This window comes from Arthrobacter sp. 01L42 (genome assembly GCF_056400005.1).
Map to the genome: position 1 here is coordinate 139,666 of NZ_JBFTSL010000004.1, position 13,957 is coordinate 153,622.

14 protein-coding genes are annotated in these 13,957 nt (G+C 67.4%); 10 read left to right on the top strand and 4 right to left on the bottom strand.

Features of this window, described 5'->3' with window-relative positions; translation table 11 throughout:
• Complete coding sequence (locus AC1DN2_RS04905) at window positions 1–525, top strand: hypothetical protein (protein WP_476849432.1); 525 nt, start codon at window positions 1–3, stop codon at window positions 523–525.
• 10 nt (window positions 526–535) lie between these two features.
• Here the strand turns inward: AC1DN2_RS04905 and AC1DN2_RS04910 are convergent, their stop codons facing one another.
• Entirely contained in the window at window positions 536–1,090 is a 555-nt protein-coding gene (locus AC1DN2_RS04910; RefSeq protein ID WP_476849433.1) for an NUDIX domain-containing protein, read from the bottom strand.
• Window positions 1,091–1,275: 185 nt separating this feature from the next.
• Between AC1DN2_RS04910 and AC1DN2_RS04915 the strand changes: the two genes are divergently transcribed.
• The 9 genes from AC1DN2_RS04915 (at window position 1,276) to AC1DN2_RS04955 (ending at window position 11,998) form a co-directional block, all read left to right on the top strand.
• Window positions 1,276–3,078: a DUF222 domain-containing protein gene (locus AC1DN2_RS04915; RefSeq protein ID WP_476849434.1), complete on the top strand. Its 1,803-nt coding sequence runs from the start codon at window positions 1,276–1,278 to the stop codon at window positions 3,076–3,078.
• 132 nt (window positions 3,079–3,210) lie between these two features.
• Entirely contained in the window at window positions 3,211–3,594 is a 384-nt protein-coding gene (locus AC1DN2_RS04920) for a hypothetical protein (protein ID WP_476849435.1), read from the top strand.
• A gap of 190 nt (window positions 3,595–3,784) precedes the next feature.
• The gene (locus AC1DN2_RS04925) at window positions 3,785–4,768 is read left to right on the top strand and encodes a bifunctional riboflavin kinase/FAD synthetase (RefSeq protein WP_476849436.1); all 984 of its coding nucleotides are present in this window, start codon (window positions 3,785–3,787) and stop codon (window positions 4,766–4,768) included.
• 96 nt (window positions 4,769–4,864) lie between these two features.
• Window positions 4,865–5,719, top strand: coding sequence for a tryptophan 2,3-dioxygenase (gene kynA, locus AC1DN2_RS04930; RefSeq protein WP_223914012.1), 855 nt, complete (start codon window positions 4,865–4,867; stop codon window positions 5,717–5,719).
• A complete protein-coding gene (kynU, locus tag AC1DN2_RS04935; protein ID WP_476849437.1) occupies window positions 5,716–7,065 on the top strand; it encodes a kynureninase in 1,350 nt (449 codons plus the stop codon). Before kynA ends, kynU begins: the two co-directional genes overlap by 4 nt.
• Before the next feature lie 138 nt (window positions 7,066–7,203).
• The gene (rpsO, locus tag AC1DN2_RS04940; protein ID WP_018774485.1) at window positions 7,204–7,473 is read left to right on the top strand and encodes a 30S ribosomal protein S15; all 270 of its coding nucleotides are present in this window, start codon (window positions 7,204–7,206) and stop codon (window positions 7,471–7,473) included.
• Window positions 7,474–7,720: 247 nt separating this feature from the next.
• Complete coding sequence (locus tag AC1DN2_RS04945) at window positions 7,721–9,988, top strand: polyribonucleotide nucleotidyltransferase (RefSeq protein WP_223914011.1); 2,268 nt, start codon at window positions 7,721–7,723, stop codon at window positions 9,986–9,988.
• A gap of 105 nt (window positions 9,989–10,093) precedes the next feature.
• Window positions 10,094–11,443: a M16 family metallopeptidase gene (locus AC1DN2_RS04950; protein ID WP_243181750.1), complete on the top strand. Its 1,350-nt coding sequence runs from the start codon at window positions 10,094–10,096 to the stop codon at window positions 11,441–11,443.
• Between the two features lie 57 nt (window positions 11,444–11,500).
• Window positions 11,501–11,998: a DUF1579 domain-containing protein gene (locus tag AC1DN2_RS04955; RefSeq protein WP_476849438.1), complete on the top strand. Its 498-nt coding sequence runs from the start codon at window positions 11,501–11,503 to the stop codon at window positions 11,996–11,998.
• A 4-nt stretch (window positions 11,999–12,002) separates the two neighbouring features.
• Here the strand turns inward: AC1DN2_RS04955 and AC1DN2_RS04960 are convergent, their stop codons facing one another.
• The 3 genes from AC1DN2_RS04960 to moaA all read right to left on the bottom strand — a co-directional run bounded on the left by AC1DN2_RS04960 (window position 12,003) and on the right by moaA (window position 13,829).
• Window positions 12,003–12,284 carry a hypothetical protein gene (locus AC1DN2_RS04960; RefSeq protein WP_476849439.1) on the bottom strand — a complete coding sequence of 94 codons (282 nt, stop codon included), beginning with the start codon at window positions 12,282–12,284 and terminating at the stop codon, window positions 12,003–12,005.
• 131 nt (window positions 12,285–12,415) lie between these two features.
• The gene (locus tag AC1DN2_RS04965) at window positions 12,416–12,682 is read right to left on the bottom strand and encodes a MoaD/ThiS family protein (RefSeq protein ID WP_476849440.1); all 267 of its coding nucleotides are present in this window, start codon (window positions 12,680–12,682) and stop codon (window positions 12,416–12,418) included.
• A gap of 7 nt (window positions 12,683–12,689) precedes the next feature.
• Window positions 12,690–13,829, bottom strand: coding sequence for a GTP 3',8-cyclase MoaA (gene moaA / locus AC1DN2_RS04970; RefSeq protein WP_223914007.1), 1,140 nt, complete (start codon window positions 13,827–13,829; stop codon window positions 12,690–12,692).
• Window positions 13,830–13,957 lie beyond the last annotated feature (128 nt).

Here is a 13,957-nt window from a genome sequence, read left to right on the forward strand (position 1 = left end):
ATGGAAGAGGCAGAAAACGTGAGCGCAAACTCCCCGCACGACGGCACCGGAAACCCGGCGGCGCCGGCGTCCCGGACCACTGGGCCGGCGGACGCTGGATCCGCCGACACTGCGCCGGCGACGACCGATACCCGCAACACCGGGCCGGGACGGCTGCTGATTGCTGTCTATGCCATCTTCGCGATTTCGGCGACGGCCCGGGCCGGCTACCAGATTCTCACCAAGTTTTCCGAGGCGCCGCTGGCGTACCTGCTGTCCGCGTTCGCCGCCGCCGTCTACGTCGTGGCCACCGTGTCTCTGGCGAAGCCGGGGCGCACCGCGTTCAAGGTCTCGGTGGCGGCAGTCCTGGTGGAGCTTGTGGGCGTCCTGGTGGTGGGAGCACTCAGCGTGTTCGACTCGGTAAACTTCCCGCACGAGACAGTATGGTCCCTGTTTGGCCGCGGCTACGGATTCATCCCGCTCCTGCTGCCGATCCTGGGACTCATCTGGCTGTACCGCCGACGGCCCGCGCCCCGGGACCACTGACTCCGGCTGATTACAGGCGGCCGGCGATGCGCCGGGCCTCAGTGAGCCTGCTGCGCAGCCCCGGCCAGGCCGCGGCGAAGCCCGGGTGCAGTTCCTTGCCGCCGACGCCGTCAATCCCCACCCACTGCAGTTCGATACTTTCCGCATCACTGATCGCGGCCTCGAACGGCTGCAGGGCAACGGCCACCACGGTGGTGTAAGACCAGTAGCCGACGTCGAACACCGACGTAAACAGGACCTGGAGATTCCCCGGAGGCACGGCCGCTTCCTCGTGTGCTTCCCGCAACGCGCCGTGGATGGCTTCTTCCCCTTGGTGCAGGGCGCCGCCGGGGAGCCCCCAAGTGCCGCCCTGATGGCTCCACAAGGCGCGGTGCTGGAGCAGGACCCCCTTGGCGGGGTCGTGGACCAGAAGCCCGGCGGAACCGAACCGACCCCAGAACCGCCCCCGGTCGCCATCGACCCAGGCATCGCCAGGATCGCGTGGGCCCAACGGGCGGCGCGGATCGCCCGGCAGCAGTGGTGCGAACGGTGATTCCCCGACTTGGGGAGCGGCTGTGCTGTCCATCCCTACAGCTTGCCACGCACCGGTCCGTAGGAGGGCGGGGGTCGTACGCAGTGTTACGTGCCCGGACGTGCCCTATGGGCTCCAGATGCTCTGAAGTGCGCTGCCGGGAGTCACCCACTATGAGTCACGCGCCAGCAGGAATGGCTTCCGCTATGTCTGTCGTACCCCTCTGGCAGAGTTTAGTTATGGAAGCCATTGGAGAGTTCATCCCGGACCGGGCCCCGTGGGCCGGCCCGGCTGTGTCCTCCCGGCATCCCCGCCTGGCCGCCGTTCCCGGCGCGGCTGACGCAGCCGGCGGCGCTCTGGGCGCCGCGGGTGCGGCGGTGGACTCGGCGCTGGCGGCGCTGCGGGCTTCGAACCCGGCTGCGGATGTCGATTCCCCCTGGTTTGGCTTGCGGGAGGCCGCGGACTTTGCCGGCCACGTCGAGGACCTGTCCCGCACGGTCGAATACTTCCAGCTCGTTGCCGCGGCGGCGGTAGAGCGGACGCGCAAACACGCCGCGTTCACCGCGCCGGCCGCACACGGCTGGGGTGAGGAAGCGGCCCAGGCGGGCTGGCTGACGGGTTGGAAACAGGAATCCGACGGCGGGATGGATGCAGGGGCCGGCGGGGGAGCTGATGCCGTTTCCGACGCCGGGGCTCACGGCGCACCTGTCGGCGGGACGCATGCCGGGGCCGGAACTGGCCCCCGGGGTGACTTTGCCGGGCAAATTGGGATGTCTGCTGCGGCGGATGACGGTTACCGGAACGCCACAGATTTTTTGCGGGCGCGGCTGCGGATCGGCGCCGCGGAGGCCAGGCGCCGGCTGGCGCTGGCCGACTCGCTGCTGCCCCGGCAGGGACTCGCCGGCCGGCCCATCCCGCCCGTGCACCCGGAGCTCGGAGCCGCCGTCGCGGCCGGCGAGGTCGCGTCCCGGGCCGCGACCGTCATCACGCTCGCCCTGGACCGGGTCCGGCACAGCTGCCTCCCGGAGGCCGTCGCGGCGATGGAGCACGCCCTGACCGCGACGGCCATCGAGAACGACGCCGACTTCCTGGCCCGGATCGCCCGCCGGTGGGCCGAGGCGCTGGACCAGGACGGCGCCGAGCCCTCCGAGGAACTGCTCCGCCAGCTCCAGGGCGCTTTCCTCCGCAAACCCCGGCACGGCCTGCAGCACCTGGAAATCTTCGCCACCACGGACCAGTTCGAACACCTGATCACCGTGATGAACACCGCCACCAACCCCCGCACCGGCCCCGACACCGGCAAAGGCACCGCCACCGGACCGGGTGACGGGTCCGCGGCGGCGGATGCGCCAGGCCCGGCTGCGGAGCCCGCCACGGCCGAAGAGGACCCGTCGCTGCCGTCCCTGGACCTCCGCTCCCGGCCCCAACGGCTGCTCGACGGCCTCGTCGGCGCGTGCAAAGCAGCCCTCGCCACCGGAGGGCTGCCCGCCGCGGGCGGGCTCCGGCCCCAGGTCATGGCCACCATCGACTACCGCGACCTGCTCACCCGGCTCGGGACGATTCCCGCCGAAGCAGGCGCCCCTGCCAACACCGCACAGCACGGCACCGGAACCAGGCACGGCACCGGGACGCTGCTGTTTACCGGCCCAATTACCGCGTCCACGGTTCGCAAGCTCGCGTGCGACGCGGACATCATCCCGGTGGTCCTCGGCGGCGAGGGCCAGGTCCTGGACATCGGCCGGGCCTCCCGGGTATTCCCGTCCCACATCCGCAAGGCCATCACGGCCCGGGACCGGGGCTGCGCCTTCCCGCAATGCACCATTCCCGCTCCCTGGTGCGAGGCCCACCACATCACCTACTGGTCCCGCGGCGGAACCAGCGGAACCGGCAACGGCACCCTGCTCTGCAGCCATCACCACCACGTGATCCACAAGGAACACTGGAGCATCCAGATGCGCACCGGCATCCCCTGGTTCATCCCGCCACCCCACCTCGACCCCGCCCGGACACCCCGCCGGAACACCTACTTCCGCCTGGAGTGACCCCGTGCCTGGACGGACGCTCGCCTCGACTGACTCGGTGGGACCCCCGCAACCGCGCCCTCCGTCGCCGGGCTCCCTGCACCGGGCCGAAAGTCCCAAGCCTCCGCGCCACGGCGGGCCTAGGGTGGAGGCATGGACCAGCGCAGTCTGATGCTGCGGGCAGTGAAGACGCTCCACACCCTTGCCTGGCTCGTGATTGAGGCCTGCATGGCCTACGTCCTGTACGCCGGCATCACGGGCCGCAATGACCGGAAGACGAGGGCTGCCGCCGTCGTGGTCGCCAGCGAATCGCTGATTTTTGCGGGCACCGGCTTCCAATGCCCGTTGACCGTCGTCGCGAAAAGTCTTGGAGACGGCTCGGGCTCCGTCACGGACATCTACCTGCCGCGGTGGTTAGCGAATATCCTGCCCGGGCTCCACGTCCCCCTCATCCTCGTCGCAGTGCTGCTGCATTGGCGGAATTGGCGGAAACAGACGGTGCGCGACAGCGAGCGGCGGCTTTTGCTGGGGCGATAGTGCGCGCCCGCCTCACACCTTCGCCCTGCCGCCGATTAACCGTGGTCCCTCCGGCGGGGCCTTTACGCGGATGCCCCGGAGCCCGGCGGACCGTCCGGGAGTTGCCCGGATTGCGGGTAATCTAAGAGAGTTCCGGAGCCGGCACGGTCGCTCCGGAGCAGTTCATGGCAGGCAGCAAAAGGCGAGGTTGATGGTCCACATCTGGAACGATCTGTCCGAGGTCCCGGCGGACTTTGGTCCTTCGGTTGTCACGTTCGGCAATTTCGACGGCGTGCACCGCGGCCACCAGCAGGTGCTGTCGCAGCTCATCCGTACCGCCCGGTTGAAGCACGCACGCGCCGTCGCCATCACCTTCGACCCACACCCCGCGCAGGTACACCGTCCGGAATCGGCTCCCGAACTGATCATGGGGCTGGAGGACAAGCTCGTGGCCCTCGGAGAGCTCGGCCTCGACGCCGTGCTGGTGATGAAGTACTCGATGGAGCTCGCCAGCCTCACCCCCGAGGAATTCGTCGCGTCAGTGCTGGTCGACAGCCTCAAGGCCAGCCACGTGGTGATCGGCCACGACGCCCGGTTTGGCCGCGGCAATTCCGGCGACCTCGCCACCATGCAGGAGCTGGGCAAGAAGCTCGGGTTCGAGGTGCTGGTCATCAGCGAATTCGGCTCAGAGGGCTTTCCCATCCACGACGACGACGGCACGGACCGCCGCTGTTCGTCCACGTGGGTGCGCGAGGCCCTGCGCGCGGGCGACGTCGCCACCGCCGCTGCCGTCCTCGGCAGGCCGCACCGGATGCGCGGCGAGGTGGTGCACGGTGCCGCACGCGGCCGCGACCTCGGGTTCCCCACCGCGAACCTCTCCTCGACGGCCACCGGGTACATCCCCGCGGACGGCATCTACGCCGGCTGGCTCGTGGACCAGGCAGGCACGCGCTGGCCCGCCGCCATCTCCGTAGGCTCGAACCCGACGTTCGACGGCGTGAGCCGTCAGGTCGAGGCCCACGTGATCGACCGCCCGGAAGAGTCTCCCGACGACTTCGATCTGTACGACCAGACAGTTGTGGTGGAATTTGTCGCCAGGCTCCGCGGCATGGTGGCGTACCGTGGGGCTGAAGCTTTGGTGGAGCAGATGCGCCTGGACGTCGTCCAGGCCCACGACCTCCTGTTCGCCCGCTAAAAACCGGGCCGGATCGGCGTCGGCCCCGCGCTGACAATGTTCTGGTTCACTGGAGCCGCGCTGATTCACAGCCACTTGGCAAGGAAGGCAAGACACGTGACCATCGAGAAAAACACGAGGGAACTGGACCAGGACATTGTCCGGGATTTCAGTGCGCGGATGAGCTACGCGTCCTACCTGCAGTTGCCCACCCTGCTCAGCGCCCAGCAGCCGGTCAGCACCCCGGAACACCACGACGAGATGCTGTTCATCATCCAGCACCAGACCACGGAGCTGTGGCTGAAGCTGGTATTGCACGAGCTTCGCAGCGCCGCCGCGTGGCTGCGGTCGGACGACCTCGGGTCCGCCCTGAAGGCGATCGCCCGCGTCAAGCACATTCAGAAGACACTCACCGAGCAATGGTCCGTGCTGGCCACCCTGACGCCCACCGAGTACTCCCAGTTCCGCGGCTTCCTCGGCAACTCGTCCGGATTCCAGTCCAGCCAGTACCGTGCGGTGGAGTTCCTCCTCGGCAACAAGAACGCCAAGATGCTTCCGGTGTTCGAATCGGACCCCGAGGCCCACGAGATGCTGCGCGAACTGCTCGAAGCCCCCAGCATCTACGACGATTTCCTCGCCTATCTCAAGCGCCAGGGCTTCGATGTCCCGGCCTCCCTGCTGGAGCGCGACGTCACCAAGGCCCACGAGTTCTGCCCCGAACTGGTCCCGGTGTTCAAGTACATCTACGAGAACGCCGCCGACAACTGGGGCGCATACGAGGCCTGCGAGGAACTTGTGGACCTTGAGGACAACTTCCAGCTGTGGCGTTTCCGCCACCTGCGCACCGTCCAGCGGACCATCGGCATGAAGGCCGGCACCGGCGGATCCAGCGGCGCCGCGTTCCTGCAGAAGGCCCTCGAACTGACCTTCTTCCCCGAGCTCTTCGCCGTGCGGACGGAGATCGGCCAGTGAGCATCTCCGCCAACACCGACGCGACGGACAGCCTGTGGCAGCGCGCCCTCGACCTCGACGCCGCGGACCCGCTGGCCGGCTACCGCGACCACTTCGTCGGCACGGACACGGACCTGTCCTACCTTGACGGCAACTCCCTGGGCCGTCCGCTCAAGCGGACCGTCACCGACATCAGCAGCTTCATCCAGGACAGCTGGGGCGGCCGCCTGATCCGGGGCTGGGACGAGGAATGGCTCGAACTGCCCCAGAAGATCGGCGACCAGCTCGGCCGCGCCGTGCTCGGCGCGGCGCCGGGGCAGACGATCATTGCCGATTCCACCACCGTGGTGCTGTACAAGCTCATCCGCGCCGCGCTGGCAGCCGTCACCGATCCGGCCCGGACCGAGATCGTCCTGGACACGGATAATTTCCCCACCGACCGCTACCTGGTGGAGGGAATCGCCCGTGAAGAAGGCCTGACCCTGCGCTGGATCGACGCCGATCCGGCCTCCGGCGTCACCGTCGAGCAGGTGCGCGACGCCACCGGCCCGGCCACCGCCGTCGTGGTCCTGAGCCAGATCGCCTACCGCTCCGGCTTCCTCGCGGACCTGCCGGGCATCACCGCGGCAATCCACGACGCCGGCGCCCTGGTGGTGTGGGACCTGTGCCACTCCGCCGGGTCTGTGGAGATCGCTTTGGACGACGCCGACGTCGACTTCGCGGCAGGCTGCACCTACAAATATCTGAACGGGGGACCGGGCTCGCCCGCGTTCGCCTACATCAACGCACGGCACCTGGCCGGGCTGCAGCAGCCCATCTGGGGCTGGATGGGGCGCAAGGACGCGTTCGAAATGGGTCCCGGCTACGAGGCCGCCCCCGGCATCCGCGGCTTCCTTAGCGGCACTCCGGCGATCTTCGGGATGCTCGCCATGCGCGGCACCCTGGACCTGATCGAGGAAGCGGGGATGGCGTCACTGCGGGAGAAGTCACGGGTGCTGACCGCTTATGCCCTCGAACTTTACGACGCCTGGCTGGCGCCGGCCGGCGTGCAGCTGTCCACCCCGCGGGCGGCGGAACTGCGCGGCAGCCACGTGACGATCGACCACCCGGCCTTCCGGGAAATGACGGCCACATTGTGGGACCAGGACGTGATTCCCGATTTCCGCGCCCCGCAGGGCATCAGGATCGGGCTGTCGCCGCTCAGCACATCCTTCGCGGAGCTTTACCGGGGTGTCGCCGCTATTCGCGAACTGCTCGCAGCCCAGGAAAGTGGAAAACCGCAACCGCCGCAGGCAGCTGGCGCGCCGGCAGAGTCGGCGGCCGCGCCCGGCGGTTTCGACAAGACCGCGGACGTGCCACTAAACTGAACGTTGGATCCGGCTGCAGTCCGTGGCGGCTGGCTCCTGTTGTGTACGGAATGCCCGGCTTCGGCGGGGGATTCCGGGACGGCACCCCCGGCAGTGAATTACTGATTCGGGCCTCACGGCACATCTCTAGGAGTTATTGTGGCACTTGAAGCCGCTGTAAAGCAGTCCATCATCAAGGATTTCGCAACGTCCGAGGGCGACACCGGTTCGCCGGAGGTCCAGGTTGCAGTCCTGACTCAGCGGATCAAGGATCTCACTGAGCACATGAAGGAGCACAAGCACGATTACCACACCCAGCGCGGTCTGCTGGCCATGGTTGGTCGTCGCAAGCGCATGCTCACCTACCTCAAGAACACTGACATCACCCGCTACCGTAAGCTCATCGAGCGCCTCGGCCTGCGTCGCTAGTCAGTTTTAAGGGGCGGCCCCTTCCGGACCGGAAAGGGCCGCCTTCTTCAGGAAAAAACTAAACAGGAGGATCAACCGCATCACGCATTCGCGGTCCTCGGTAGTGATCCCCGGGAACGGCCTCAAGGAATGAGGCCCGGCCCGTGGGTCTCGATCGATGACCGGGTGCAGTGCAGGCCAGTAGACAGATGCTGGGCTGGGTTGATGCGGCTGGGCTCCGTGAACCAAGAAACGGAGGTGACTCTCTATGGAGGGTCCCGAAATCCAGTTCTCAGAAGCAATCATTGACAATGGCCGCTTCGGCAAGCGTGTAATCCGCTTTGAAACCGGCCGCCTTGCCAAGCAGGCAGCCGGCGCAGCGATGGTCTACATCGATGAAGAGACCGCGCTGCTGTCCGCAACCACCGCCGGCAAGCACCCGCGTGAAGGTTTCGACTTCTTCCCGCTGACCGTCGACGTCGAAGAGCGTATGTACGCCGCCGGCCGCATCCCGGGCTCGTTCTTCCGCCGCGAAGGCCGTCCCTCCACGGAAGCCATCCTGGCCTGCCGCCTCATGGACCGCCCGCTGCGCCCCGCGTTCGTCAAGGGCCTGCGCAACGAGGTCCAGATCGTCGTCACCGTGCTGTCCATCAACCCGGACGAGCTCTACGACGTCGTCGCGATCAACGCGTCCTCGATGTCCACCCAGCTTTCCGGCCTGCCCTTCTCCGGCCCGATCGGCGGCGTCCGCGTTGCCCTCGTTGCCGACGAGAACGGCTCGCAGTGGGTTGCGTTCCCGAAGCACTCCCAGCTCGAGAACGCCGTCTTCAACATGGTCGTCGCCGGCCGCATCGCCGGTGACGACGTCGCCATCATGATGGTTGAAGCCGAAGCCACCGACAACTCCTGGAACCTCATCAAGGAACAGGGCGCCACCGCCCCGACCGAAGAGGTTGTCTCCGAAGGCCTCGAGGCTGCCAAGCCGTTCATCAAGGCCCTTTGTGAAGCACAGTCCGACCTGGCAGCCCGCGCCGCCAAGCCGACCGTCGAGTTCCCGGTCTTCCTGGACTACCAGGACGACGTCTACGCCGCTGTGGAGTCTGCTGCCGCCGAGAAGCTGGCCGCTGTCTTCCAGATCGCCGACAAGCAGGAACGCGACACCGCGTCCGACGAGCTCAAGGACGAGGTCACCTCTTCCCTGGCTGGCCAGTTCGAAGGCCGCGAGAAGGAACTGTCCGCAGCCTTCCGCTCCGTCACCAAGCAGGTTGTGCGCCAGCGTATCCTCAAGGACCAGATCCGCATCGACGGCCGCGGCCTGACGGACATCCGCCAGCTCACCGCCGAGGTTGAGGTTCTGCCCCGCGTCCACGGCTCGGCCATCTTCGAACGCGGCGAGACCCAGATCATGGGTGTCACCACGCTGAACATGCTCAAGATGGAACAGCAGATCGACTCGCTGTCTCCCGTGACGCGCAAGCGCTACATGCACAACTACAACTTCCCGCCGTACTCCACCGGCGAGACCGGCCGCGTCGGTTCCCCGAAGCGCCGCGAAATCGGCCACGGTGCCCTCGCAGAGCGCGCCATCATGCCGGTGCTGCCGTCCCGCGAGGAATTCCCCTACGCCATCCGCCAGGTGTCTGAGGCTCTCAGCTCCAACGGTTCGACGTCGATGGGTTCCGTCTGCGCCTCCACGCTGTCCCTGCTGAACGCAGGCGTGCCGCTGAAGGCTGCTGTTGCGGGTATCGCCATGGGCTTGGTCTCCGACCAGGTCGACGGCCAGACCCGTTACGCCGCCCTGACCGATATCCTCGGCGCCGAAGATGCCTTCGGTGACATGGACTTCAAGGTTGCCGGTACTTCCGAGTTCGTCACGGCCATCCAGCTGGACACGAAGCTCGACGGCATCCCGGCCTCGGTCCTGGCCGCCGCCCTGAAGCAGGCCCGCGAAGCCCGCCTGCACATCCTGGACGTCCTGAACTCCGCGATCGACACCCCGGACGAGCTCTCCGAGTTCGCGCCGCGCGTCATCGCGGTCAAGATCCCGGTTGACAAGATCGGCGAGGTCATCGGCCCGAAGGGCAAGATGATCAACCAGATCCAGGAAGACACCGGAGCCGACATCTCGATCGAGGACGACGGAACTGTCTACATTGGCGCCACCAACGGCCCGTCTGCCGACGCAGCACGGTCCGCGATCAACGCCATCGCCAACCCGCAGATCCCGGAAATCGGTGAGCGCTACCTGGGCACGGTCGTCAAGACCACCACCTTCGGCGCCTTCGTTTCCCTGACCCCGGGCAAGGACGGCCTCCTGCACATCTCCGAGCTGCGCAAGATCGCCGGCGGCAAGCGCGTGGACAACGTCGACGACGTCGTCTCCGTGGGCCAGAAGATCCAGGTGGAAATCACCAAGATCGACGATCGCGGAAAGCTGTCCCTCTCGCCCGTAGTGGCTGAGGAGGCTGGCGCGGAAAATGCAGGAAACACGGAAAACGCTGACAACGCCGAGGTCTCCGCGGACGCCGCGGAGTAGTCTCTCCTGAGTCAAAAAGCGGGGCCGGTGGATCAACCACCGGCCCCGCTGCTGTTAAAGGTAGGATGGCAGGCAGATTTGGCATGTGTTCAATGAAAGGCCTTGATGACTGTCGTCCCCCTGCCGCTAGAGCAGAACCAGCACGCTGACACCCTGATCCACGGCGCCGACGGCGGCTCCGAGGTGCGACGCTCGGTCCTGCCCGGCGGCGTCCGCGTCCTCACCGAAGCGATGCCCGGCCAACGCTCTGCCACGATCGGTTTCTGGGTCGGCGTCGGCTCCCGCGACGAGGCTCCCGGCCAGCACGGTTCCACGCACTTCCTGGAGCACCTGCTCTTCAAGGGCACCAAGCGCCGCACCGCGCTGGAGATCGCCTCGGCCTTCGACGAGGTCGGCGGGGAATCCAATGCGGCCACCGCGAAGGAAAGCACCTGCTACTTCGCCCGCGTGCTGGACACGGACCTTCCCATGGCGATCGACGTCATCGCGGACATGATCACCGGCGCGGTCCTGGACCCGCAGGAGATGGAGCAGGAGCGGGACGTCATCCTCGAGGAAATCGCCATGGACAGCGACGATCCCACCGACGTCGCGCACGAGAACTTCGTGGCCGCCGTGCTGGGAACGCACCCGCTGGGCCGCCCCATCGGCGGCACGCCGGCAGCCATCCGGGCCGTGGCACGCGACTCGGTGTGGGACCACTACCGCCGCTACTACCGTCCCGACGAGCTCGTGGTCACCGCGGCCGGCGGCCTGGACCACGACGTCGTCTGCGGGCTCGTGGTGGATGCCCTGCACTCCGCCGGCTGGAACCTTGAGGCCGCGGCCGCCCCCGTGCAGCGCCGCTCCACCGAACGTGCATCGATCACCGGCACGGCCGGCCTGCATGTGGTCAAGAGGCAGGTGGAGCAGGCCAACATCATTATGGGTTGCCCGTCGCTGGTCGCCACCGACGGCCGCCGCTTTGTGATGAGTGTGCTCAACGCCGTCCTCGGCGGCGGAATGTCCTCCCGCCTCTTCCAGGAGGTCCGGGAAAAGCGCGGACTCGTCTACTCGACCTACTCTTTCGCCTCCTCCTACGCCGATGCCGGCTATTTCGGCATGTACGCCGGATGCACCCCGTCGAAGGTCCGCCAGGTCATTGATCTGCTGGGCGCCGAACTGGACAAGCTGGCTGCCGACGGCATCTCAGACGAGGAGCTGCGCAAGGCGGAGGGGCAGCTGTGCGGCGGAATCGTGCTGGCGCTGGAGGACACCGGTTCCCGGATGTCCCGGCTGGGCCGCGCGGAACTGGTGTCCGGCGAGTACCAGGACATCGATGAGACCCTCCGCCAGATCAAGGCCGTCACAGCCGCGGAGGTCCAGGAGCTCGCCCGTGAGCTCGCGGCAGCCCCGCGGACCGTCACGGTGGTCGGGCCGTTCGAGGAAAGCGAGACGTTCGGACTCCTGGCCTAGACATTCCAACTGGCGCGGCGTCATGATGGTGGCGGGGTCACTCGGGAGGAACTCCATATGGGAGAAACTGTGGACCGGCCGCTGCCAGGCAGTGCATGTGAGGCGCTTGAGGCTTTCCTGGGCCATTGGACGGGGACCACGCACTGGGAGGCAACCGCGTGGGGTCCGGCGCGCACCGCGGACACCGAGATTATCTTTTCCCGGGCAGCCGCCGGGCTTGCCGTCGCCCAGAGCTACCGGCACACGGATGCGGACGGGACCCGGTCCGAAGGCCACGGTGTCTTCACGACGGACCCGGACCATCCGGAGACCTTCTGGTACCACGTCAACAGCTTGGGGTTGCCGCCCGAGGGACCCGCGCGCGCCAGCATGGAAGGCGGCACCTTGACCGTGGAACGGCGAAGTGACCGCGGGACCGCACGGCACACCTTCCGGGTGGACGACGGCGAACTCACTCATGCCGCCGGACTCCGCCTGGGCAGGGCGAGCGATTTCACGCCCTTCATGACTACCGTGTGCCGCCGCGTCGCTGAGGGCGCTGCCGTACCGGCGTGAGGTCTTAGGAGGCGGCCTGCAGAATCCGGGTCTTCGGAGTTCCCTCTAGGCCGGGCGCCGCCTCGGCGGAGTTCCAGACCTTCGCCTGAAGATTGGCCAACAAGGCCTCTGCCTGCCCGCGCTGCTCGAAGTCCAGTTCAACGACCACAGAGTGCGGGTCGTCCACGGGTTGGTTGATGCGGTACGCGGTGACGCCCGACGCCGCGCGGTTCACCGGATCACGGTCGAACGCCGCTTTCCACATGGAGAAATCCTTGATCCTATGCTCGATCTGCAAGGTGAACATGCTGCCCTCCTCGTTGGTGTTTGTTGCCCGCCGCGGCGGATATTCCACACTCTAGAACCGGCCAGCTAAACGCGATACCCCGGATTTTGTGAACCCGACATACCGGCTTTATGGAGCCGGGCGTGCCCGGGTTACCCGCCGGCGAACGGCGGCAGCACGTCGACGACGTCGGCCGGCTTGAGCGCCGCGGCATGGTCCCGCACGGCAACTTCGTTGAGCAGGAAGCTGGAGCGGGACAGGATGCGGGCCAGCGGCGGCGTACCGGCCGGCGGTTCGGGGCGCTCGACGGTGAGGATCGCCTCGAGCAGCGAGGCGAGGGTGTCGCCGTCGGCGAGGTCGTAGCGTTCTTCATCCACGCCGGCGGCAGCGCGTGCGGCAGCGAAGTAGCGTACATTCACGAAAAAGTCAGCCTCCGATGGCGCTCATGCTGCGGTCCGGCTGGACGAAGTCGGGCGCGTCGAGGCCCACATGGTCCATGCCGTGGGCCTTGGGCTTGATCCACATGGCATCCTGCCAGCGTTCGGCGAGCTGTTCGTCGCTGGCGCCCTCGCGCAGCAGCCCCAGCAGATCCACTTCCTCGCGCGAGAACAGGCAGCTCATGATCTTGCCCTCGGCGGTGATGCGCGTCCGGCGGCAGTCCGAGCAGAACGGCTCCGTGACGGAGGCGATGATGCCCACAGTGCCGAGCAGAGGGCCGGCGGCGCGGTCGGTGCCGGGAACCCGGGCCCGGACTTCGAACCGTTCCGCCGGGGCGCCGTCGCGGTCCCGCGGGTCGGAACTGAGCACGTAATCGACCGAGAGCAGTTCCCGGATCTCCGCGGCGGTGATCATGTTCCGCCGGGTCCAGCCGTGGTCCGCGTCGAGCGGCATCTGTTCGATGAAGCGCAGTTCATAGCCGCGGTCCAGTGCCCAGGCCAGGAGGGCCGGGGACTCGGCGTCGTTGATGCCGCGCATGAGTACAGCGTTGAGCTTGACCGGGCCCAGGCCTGCGGCCCAGGCGGCGTCGACGCCGGCGAGGACCCTGTCCAGGAAGGGCCGGCGGGTCAGCTTGGTAAAGGTTTCTTCATGCAGGGAGTCCAGCGAGACGTTGATTCTGGTCAGTCCCGCGGCTTTGAGTCCGGCGGCCTTCTTGTCCAGGCCGACGGCGTTGGTGGTCATCGAGATTGGCAGGCCGGGGTGGGCCTGGCGGAGCGCGGCGATGATCTGCAGCAGGTCCGCCCGCACCAGGGGCTCGCCTCCGGTCAGCCGCAGTTCACGCACGCCGAGCATGTCGACGCCGATCCGCACGATCCGGACGATTTCCTCCGCGGACATCACCGCCTGCTTGGACAGCCATTCCAGGCCCTCGGCCGGCATGCAATAGGTGCAACGCAGATTGCACTTGTCCGTCAGTGAGAGGCGCATGTCCGTGGCGCGGCGGCCGTAGCGATCCACGAGCCCTGCAACCAGGCCCTCCGGACGCCCGGACAGCGCGGCTGCAGCAGGCACTCCCGCTCCGGGACTGCCTGCCGCGCGGGGCTGGGGCATACCCAGTTGAACTGTCATAGAGTCAGGCTACGCCACCTCGCTGCCCACGTCACAGCCGCATGACGGCACGGATATTACGGATTCGGGAACGATGTCCGGCGGGGGTCCGGAGCCCTGCCCGGACCGTGGCCGCGAACCTATGCTGG

Excerpts from the sequence above, each read along its gene's own strand:
- AC1DN2_RS04905 (WP_476849432.1), top strand. The coding sequence starts at position 1 with ATGGAAGAGGCAGAAAACGTGAGCGCAAACTCCCCGCACGACGGCACC.
- AC1DN2_RS04910 (WP_476849433.1), bottom strand. The coding sequence starts at position 1,090 with ATGGACAGCACAGCCGCTCCCCAAGTCGGGGAATCACCGTTCGCACCA.
- AC1DN2_RS04915 (WP_476849434.1), top strand. The coding sequence starts at position 1,276 with ATGGAAGCCATTGGAGAGTTCATCCCGGACCGGGCCCCGTGGGCCGGC.
- AC1DN2_RS04920 (WP_476849435.1), top strand. The coding sequence starts at position 3,211 with ATGGACCAGCGCAGTCTGATGCTGCGGGCAGTGAAGACGCTCCACACC.
- AC1DN2_RS04925 (WP_476849436.1), top strand. The coding sequence starts at position 3,785 with ATGGTCCACATCTGGAACGATCTGTCCGAGGTCCCGGCGGACTTTGGT.
- AC1DN2_RS04945 (WP_223914011.1), top strand. The coding sequence starts at position 7,721 with ATGGAGGGTCCCGAAATCCAGTTCTCAGAAGCAATCATTGACAATGGC.
- AC1DN2_RS04950 (WP_243181750.1), top strand. The coding sequence starts at position 10,094 with ATGACTGTCGTCCCCCTGCCGCTAGAGCAGAACCAGCACGCTGACACC.
- AC1DN2_RS04955 (WP_476849438.1), top strand. The coding sequence starts at position 11,501 with ATGGGAGAAACTGTGGACCGGCCGCTGCCAGGCAGTGCATGTGAGGCG.
- AC1DN2_RS04960 (WP_476849439.1), bottom strand. The coding sequence starts at position 12,284 with ATGTTCACCTTGCAGATCGAGCATAGGATCAAGGATTTCTCCATGTGG.
- moaA (WP_223914007.1), bottom strand. The coding sequence starts at position 13,829 with ATGACAGTTCAACTGGGTATGCCCCAGCCCCGCGCGGCAGGCAGTCCC.